The sequence below is a fragment of the Lishizhenia sp. genome, assembly GCF_033720595.1.
Taxonomy (GTDB): Bacteria; Bacteroidota; Bacteroidia; order Flavobacteriales_D; family Crocinitomicaceae; genus Lishizhenia.
The window spans coordinates 1-7,121 of sequence record NZ_JAWWCF010000161.1 but is presented as its reverse complement, the minus strand read 5'-3'; the positions used below and the strand labels follow the sequence as shown (position 1 = coordinate 7,121).

The window sequence follows — 7,121 nt, the reverse complement described above, 5'->3', positions numbered from 1 at the left end:
GGAGTTAGCTTGTAAGGATAGCGCGGTTATTTGCCCCTAAAAATCACCACTTGTACAAAGGCATATTTTCTTGTAAAGAATTTTGTTACTTTCAATGCATCCAAACTTTAACTACTATGGAAAGTGTTTTAGAAGTCAAAGGACTCACCAAGAAATACAGGCGACTCACAGCTGTAGATCAAATCGATTTAAGTATAGAAAAAGGAGCTGTTTACGGACTCTTGGGACCTAATGGAAGTGGAAAATCTACTACCTTGGGCATGTTGTTAAATGTCATCAACCCAACAGCTGGAACTTTTAGTTGGTTTGGAGGAAAAAGCTCTCCGCAAGATGCTTTAAAGCGCATAGGTGCTTTGATAGAACGTCCGAATTTCTATTCTTACATGACTGCTTACAAAAATTTAGAATTGGTCTGTAAAATCAAACAAATAGATACAGCGAATATTTCAGAAAAGTTGACTTTAGTAGGTTTGGGAGACAGACAACACGATGCTTTCAAGACCTTTTCTTTGGGAATGAAACAGCGATTGGCCATAGCTTCCGCTTTATTAAACAATCCTGATGTTTTGATTTTAGATGAACCGACCAATGGTTTTGACCCGCAAGGGATTTTACAAATCAGGCAATTGATAAAAGATATTGCTAAAAGTGGAACTACCGTGATTTTAGCTTCTCATTTATTGGACGAAGTGGAGAAGGTGTGTACGCATGTTTTAATCTTGCAAAAAGGAAAAATGCTCTACAACGGAAAGGTAGATGAATTGATAGCTTCCAATGGATTTTTTGAATTGAAAGCAGACAATGCCGAGGAAATGATACAGCAATTGAAATTGCACAATTCTTTTGAGAAAATAACGGAAGCAGATGGACTTTACCGCGTGTTTTTTAAAGATGTTATCACACCTTCGAGTTTAAATCACTACTTAATGCAAAACGGTGTAAGTCTTTCACATCTAGTATTTAAGAAGGAGAGTTTAGAAGAGCAGTTTATTCAATTAACCCAAGCCTAAGAACATGATACGATTATTACAAATAGAACTTTTTAAACTGTGGAATAACAAGTTGGTAAAGGTGTTGATCTTCCTTTATTTGGGGTTACTTTCCTTATTGGCTCTTTTGACAGCAGTGAAGTTTAACATTGGTTTATTTACTTTTGATTTGGCAAAAGAAGGAGTATTTGATTTTCCTATAATTTGGAAAATAGCTGCATTTATTACCGCTTGGTTCAAAGTGTTTTTAGCCATCATCATTATCAATTCCATTACCATGGAATATTCGGGTAGAACCTTGAAACAAAACTTGATAGATGGATTGAGTAAACGTGAGTTTTTGTTTTCTAAATTTTTGGCTGTTGTATTTTTTAGTTTGGTGGCAACTGTATTTATTACGCTGTTAAGCTCTTTGTTGGGGTGGATACATTCTGCAGACTACACAATGAGCGATTATTTTGAAGGATATGTGTACATGCTGGGCTATTTTGTAAAGCATATCGCTTTTATTAGTTTCTGTATGCTGGTTGCCTTATTGATCCGTAAATCTGCCTTAACACTGGGATTGGTATTTGTATGGTATGTCTTTGAATTGATCATTTTATTGGTTATCCGTTGGACCTTTGATATGCCTGAAGTAGCGGCAGAATTGAACCATTACTTACCCCTGATGTCCTTGTATTATTTAACGCCAGAACCTTTCTCTCAATTAGAGACTGCACAACAAATGGGGCAGGCTATGGGAGCGCAAGTGGAGTATGATACAGGGTTCGGTATAAAAGCTTTTGCAACAGCTTTGGTTTGGACGGTGATTTACTTGTTTTTAGGGTACAGATTATTGAAACGTAGAGACCTATAATTCATAAAAAAATATGAATGTGATGCTCAAGTAACATGTTCAGCGTGCTACCATAGGTTGTTTTAGCTTTATAAGCTGTATTATTCAATGAGAAGAGCGTAGAACGTATGGTCTATGCACAAGTTATCATGTTCAATTTCATTGGGGTCTGTAACAAAATCTAAGTACGCTTTATTGAATGAATTAAGTGTTACACCTTTTTCTAAATCGCTTATCGAAACCCAGGTATCGGAGCTCAAATGTTTAATTTTAAGCGATTTTAAGTAGGGGTAACCTAATTTCTCCAATGTTCCTGTTGGAAGTTGGAGTTTTACAAGACTATCTGAGATCTTTTCTTGGGTAATAGCTTTGAAAAAGTTAGCATAGTCATTATTGTCAAACACAACTTGGTTAGAATCTAGCTTACCGATAACATCTTGGTCCACATCCAAGCTGTCCTTAATGCGTTGGTACATAACTTCGTTGAAGGCAGTGGATTTTATTTCTTCATACACCGATAGTGAAGTACCTAAAAGTATAGGGCGTACACCATACTTCGTATACGCTTTGGTTTCGCAAGGTGTTAGATAGTCCGTTTCTACCTTGATTTGAAGTGTCTCCGTAGCCCTGGCTTCGAAAATTCCAGCTTCATAAGCTTCTTGCTCTTGTTTGTCTGTTAAACTTTGTGCAATGCTTACCGAATTACCTAGTGAAAAGAATAGGATTGAAATTCCAAGTAGTAGTTTCATCTATGTTATGCTAAAGGGTTTGTCTAGAGACAATTTAACGATTTTTTTAAGAGATCAGAGGTCTTGAGGTATTTTTATTTCGGCTTTGTTCGAATACTTTTAATTTCGTCTAAATCTTTTCGACTTATTAAGAGGTAAAAAACACTCGCTAAATCATAGCCCTTTTCTTTGGCTTTCTCTTTTTGACCCATTAAAAAACCTGGATTAAAATTACCGCTATTATCTTGTTCAAAAGGGGCACAAGCATAAAAGAGGGTTGTCCAAGAGGAGTTTTGGTAGGGTGACCAGAGTTGTATTCTATTTAAAGTTAATTCTCTGCCGAATAAACTTATTTCACCCTGAAAATCAAAAAAGACGAATACCGTGTCATTTACTCTTGGCCAAAAGCCTTGATGAAGTGAGGATTGGGATAGAATGCTGTCTTGGTGAGCAAAAAGCACCCAGCCGTATTTACTGTTTCTTTGGGGAATATATTTGAATATAGAGTCAGGTTGATGACTATAAGAATATTGCATGCAGTATACGCTTTTATACATTCTTAGAGGAGAAGTATCTCCAAGCGTATCAATAGTGTATGTATAAGAATGTATTACAATTTCGGCTAGTTCACTTGTTTCTTCAAGTAATTCATCCATGTATATCATTCTATACCTTGCATTTACCGGAGCTGCATAAACCGTTAGAAGGAAGATTAAAAGTAGAATAGCTTTCATTTTCTTCTAACGGTGGGGAAGAGAAAAGTTACTTTTACTTAGTCTATTAATTGCTCTATTTTCAAATAATCCTCTTTAGAGATGCTACATATAATATTCTCCTGCGCATCAAGGATAAGTCCACGGTTTTTATCGTCTTCATAGGGGAAGTAAAGATACCATGTTCCAATATTTTCACCACTTATTCCATAGGTTACTATCCCATTTTTGTAGGAATATTTGTATTGACCATATTCACTTTCTAATACGGTATCGCTATGATTAATAAGTTTGACATTATCTTCAGAAAAATAGAGTTCGAATTTTTCTTCGTCGGCATTCATGCATTTCCATTTACCTTGATAGGTGTCAGATCCCGAACAGCTCCAAAGTAGGGTAGTTAGGAGTAAAAGTAGTAGCGTGTTGATTTTTTTCATGATTTAATAGTTAATGAGGAAATCATCTGATTCCCTTTTTAGTAGTTTGAGTTTTATAGTGTTTAAAATTTTGCCAACGAAAATAGCATTTTTTTTATTATGCATAGAATAAGAATAAAGCTTGCTACAGAAAACTTAAAATTAGACTAACGCAGGTAACAATGCTAGTAACCAAAACTGCTAAGGTGGAGTAAAGAAAAAACTTCTTGTCTTTATGGGTTTTCAACTGCTTCATACTAAAATATAAGAGCACGAATTGTCCAAAAAAGCAGGGTATAGTTAGTAGTTCCACAAAAAAGCCTAGCCACGACGCTTTAAACTCTAATTGAGCTGCGATAAAGAGAAAAATGAAATAGCTTGCTACGGCAGTATTAAAAATAGCTATCCTTTGAGGATTGATGTTTTTTTGCATAAAATAAAGATAGTACTATTCGTATAAAAAGTCTTATGAGTATTTAGTTTACTTGGTAGATTATTAAGGTTTAGTTTTCTTTAATTTTTCTTTTGTGCATTTCTCTTAAAAGGATTTGTTTTATATATAAATAAATGTTCGCCGCTGGTTCGTTAATCGTTATAAACTCCTTTACCGCAGCGATGAATTTATCGAATGTTTCTACTTCTTTCTTCAAATTTTCATTATCATAACTCAAATAGAAATATTCTGGAACAAAGTAGCTTTCTTTGGTTTTATGTAGGGTAAACCAAGATTGATTTTCAGCGTTATACTTTAAAATTGCTTTATGATATTCAACAAAAGGATTCACGTGTTTTTCATTGGGATAAATAAGGAAATCTAAAATCACATGAATGGCTAATTCAAAGCTCAATTTTCCCTGATTATTTTCAATGCTTTTATACAATACGTTGAAAATATTAGTTGTAAAAGGGGGGAGCGTTTTAGGTTCATTTTTAGCGAGGGTGAAGTAATATCCACTTAAATTTTTCTTAAAAAAATAACCCAGAACATAACGTCTGTCTGTGTATTCATGAACATCGAGTTTCTTGCGTAATACAAGATCAAAAAGTATATAAAGTACACTTTTTATCGTATTGTTCTCTTCGTCGTGATGCCATAAGAAATCTTTACGTAAACCTAAATATGGGTTTTCAAGTAGGTAAGATAATGCTGGATTTTGAGGGGGGGCTCTAAATTCGGGTGTGGTTAAAAGCTCTTCCCAAATTCTTTTCTTTTTATATATGGATATTCCTAAGACCTTGAAATTTTTAATGTTATTGTTTTTATCCTTCATTTCTGAAATGTAGATGAATTAGTTTTTGGCCTGATTTAAAAAGATTTAAAAAGTTTAAATCACTCTTAGGAGTGGTTACTGAATTAGTAAGCAATCTTTTCTATTAAGGTTTTCTGTCCTGAAAAGAAATAGGCAAGGGAGGATTTTAATTTTCAATTAATTTGTTGAAATAGCTTTTGTAATAGACCACCTCCTAAAACTAGGAGGTGGATACAGATTAAAGTGTTTTTTCTTAATTTATGTAGAATGAAGCATACCAGATTACTTCTCTTGGAACTGGCACTCCCTCGCAGAAGGAAGGAATAAAAGAGGGAAGAAGTTCAATTACTCTTTTAAATTCTCTATCAATTTCTGTGGAAACAGATTTAATAATTTTAATAGTGGAAATATGACCATCTTTTTCAATTATAAATGATGCGTAAACCTTTCCTTTATCATAGTTTTCTTTAGCTTTCTCTGGATATTCACTATACATTAGAAAAAATTTCTTCATGAATTTTTCACCACCAGGAAATGTCGCATTAAAACAACTGTCTGGATATAGCTCTATATTATGCTGCATTTCTTTAAGAGACTTTGCATAGTAGGGTTGAAAAAAATCTTTTAAAAACTCTTCCTTTAGAGTTATTCGAACATGTTTAGAAACATCCTCTTTTCTTTTTCTATTGTATATACTTCCCACGTAATCTTTATACAAGGGGTGTTTTATTGTGTAATTGATTATTTCGCTTGTGCAAGAATCTAAAATTACGAAGCCGAGGCTGTCTGTAAAGTAAACATTGGAAGAGTCTGTATCAAATAAAATTTGGGCATTCTTAATTAATGAATTATCAAATCCATTCTTTACACATATTCGGAGCGCGTATATTCTTTTGGAGTGAACTTGATTATGAAATGCAATTACGCAAAAAACAGTGAAGATTATATGTTTGAATAATAGGATTCTCCTTGCCATTGTTTATTAATTCATTGAAAATACAAATTGACCCTCTAACATTTTTCTATGTGTAAAAACGTGTTCTATTTGATCAATAATATTCATGTAGTCGAAGTCATTGATAGGAAAAGCACTTGTATACAAATGATAAGGAAGTCCCGTTTCATTATCGAGGTGTTGTACAATAAGTTTACCTAATGGTTGTTCAGGATTGTTTTTGTTGTGCAGCTTATCCGGGGCAAAATAGATGGAAAATTGGCCAATGGGTGTGGTGTTTAACGGTGTGTCAAAAAAAACGTAATTGTTTTGAAAGGAAAAACTCTTCGTATTGAAAATGAGTTGTTCTTTTCCTTTCAGGGTCCATAGAGTTAGTCTTACGGGCAAAAGCAAATACAATAGAATGAAAACTAAACCACCAAAAAATACAGATTTATCCGTTTCCTCAGGAGGAATAGAGATTAAATACATAAATGGAATAAGAAGTAAAAGACATAATGAAATGAGTCCCACTTTCATTTGTACTGAAGGTTGATTTTGAATGGTAACAAAAACATTGTTGTGATCGGCTTCAATGTAACACCTTGATTTCATTATTTATAAGTATTTGTATAGTTTGTTTAATTTTTTCGGAGGTGGAATTGAAATTCTCTCTATGCTGATTTTAAGGTTTTAAAATTCTCCTGGTTTCCATCAACGCAAAACCAAGCAAGTTTAACCCTCTCCATGTATGTGGATTTTGAGCCTTTTCGCTGTCTTTTGTCAATCCAATTCCCCATATTTCATCTACAGGACTGGCTTCGACCAATACTCTGTTCTGAGTATTCAACAAGAAAGTTTTGAGGTTTTCGTTTTGACTAAATTTCAAAACATTCCCTTCAACCACGATGTCAAATCTATTTTCCTCCCAAGTTTTTTGGTCAAAACCATGTACTTTTCTTCCCAAATCTTTGGCTTCTCCTGGTGAATTAGATTCCAGGATCTTTTGTGCAATTTCTTCATCTCGAAACAACAATGCTTTGTGGTACATCATCCATTGTTCAGTAGAGGAGAAGAGCTGGTTTTCATGGGTGAAACTACACTCCCACCACTGACTAAAACAAGAACTACTTACGCTTCCGTCCCTATTGGGTTGATGTCCCCAGAAGTAAAGAAATTTGAGTTTTTGACCTTCATCAAAAGCAGTCTTTAATTCATTTAAACTTTTCATTATTCATTGGGTTGTTGAGTGT

Annotated in this window: 9 protein-coding genes; 2 read left to right on the top strand and 7 right to left on the bottom strand. The window is 34.1% G+C overall.

What is annotated here, in order from left to right:
• Positions 1 to 116 precede the first annotated feature (116 nt).
• Positions 117 to 1,010: an ABC transporter ATP-binding protein gene (locus R3333_RS11165; RefSeq protein ID WP_318958860.1), complete on the top strand. Its 894-nt coding sequence runs from the start codon at positions 117 to 119 to the stop codon at positions 1,008 to 1,010.
• A gap of 4 nt (positions 1,011 to 1,014) precedes the next feature.
• Positions 1,015 to 1,848 carry an ABC transporter permease gene (locus R3333_RS11160; protein WP_318958859.1) on the top strand — a complete coding sequence of 278 codons (834 nt, stop codon included), beginning with the start codon at positions 1,015 to 1,017 and terminating at the stop codon, positions 1,846 to 1,848.
• An 80-nt stretch (positions 1,849 to 1,928) separates the two neighbouring features.
• On the opposite strand, the gene R3333_RS11155 is transcribed toward R3333_RS11160, so the two are convergent.
• From R3333_RS11155 to R3333_RS11125, 7 genes are all read right to left on the bottom strand, one after another.
• Complete coding sequence (locus R3333_RS11155; RefSeq protein ID WP_318958858.1) at positions 1,929 to 2,576, bottom strand: hypothetical protein; 648 nt, start codon at positions 2,574 to 2,576, stop codon at positions 1,929 to 1,931.
• A gap of 74 nt (positions 2,577 to 2,650) precedes the next feature.
• The gene (locus tag R3333_RS11150; RefSeq protein ID WP_318958857.1) at positions 2,651 to 3,211 is read right to left on the bottom strand and encodes a hypothetical protein; all 561 of its coding nucleotides are present in this window, start codon (positions 3,209 to 3,211) and stop codon (positions 2,651 to 2,653) included.
• A 116-nt stretch (positions 3,212 to 3,327) separates the two neighbouring features.
• Positions 3,328 to 3,705, bottom strand: a complete 378-nt coding sequence (locus R3333_RS11145) for a hypothetical protein (protein WP_318958856.1) — start codon at positions 3,703 to 3,705, stop codon at positions 3,328 to 3,330.
• A gap of 482 nt (positions 3,706 to 4,187) precedes the next feature.
• Complete coding sequence (locus R3333_RS11140; protein WP_318958855.1) at positions 4,188 to 4,955, bottom strand: hypothetical protein; 768 nt, start codon at positions 4,953 to 4,955, stop codon at positions 4,188 to 4,190.
• 232 nt (positions 4,956 to 5,187) lie between these two features.
• Positions 5,188 to 5,910, bottom strand: a complete 723-nt coding sequence (locus tag R3333_RS11135; protein ID WP_318958854.1) for an energy transducer TonB — start codon at positions 5,908 to 5,910, stop codon at positions 5,188 to 5,190.
• A 6-nt stretch (positions 5,911 to 5,916) separates the two neighbouring features.
• A complete protein-coding gene (locus R3333_RS11130) occupies positions 5,917 to 6,483 on the bottom strand; it encodes a hypothetical protein (protein ID WP_318958853.1) in 567 nt (188 codons plus the stop codon).
• Between the two features lie 70 nt (positions 6,484 to 6,553).
• Positions 6,554 to 7,099, bottom strand: coding sequence for an NADAR family protein (locus R3333_RS11125; RefSeq protein ID WP_318958852.1), 546 nt, complete (start codon positions 7,097 to 7,099; stop codon positions 6,554 to 6,556).
• Positions 7,100 to 7,121 lie beyond the last annotated feature (22 nt).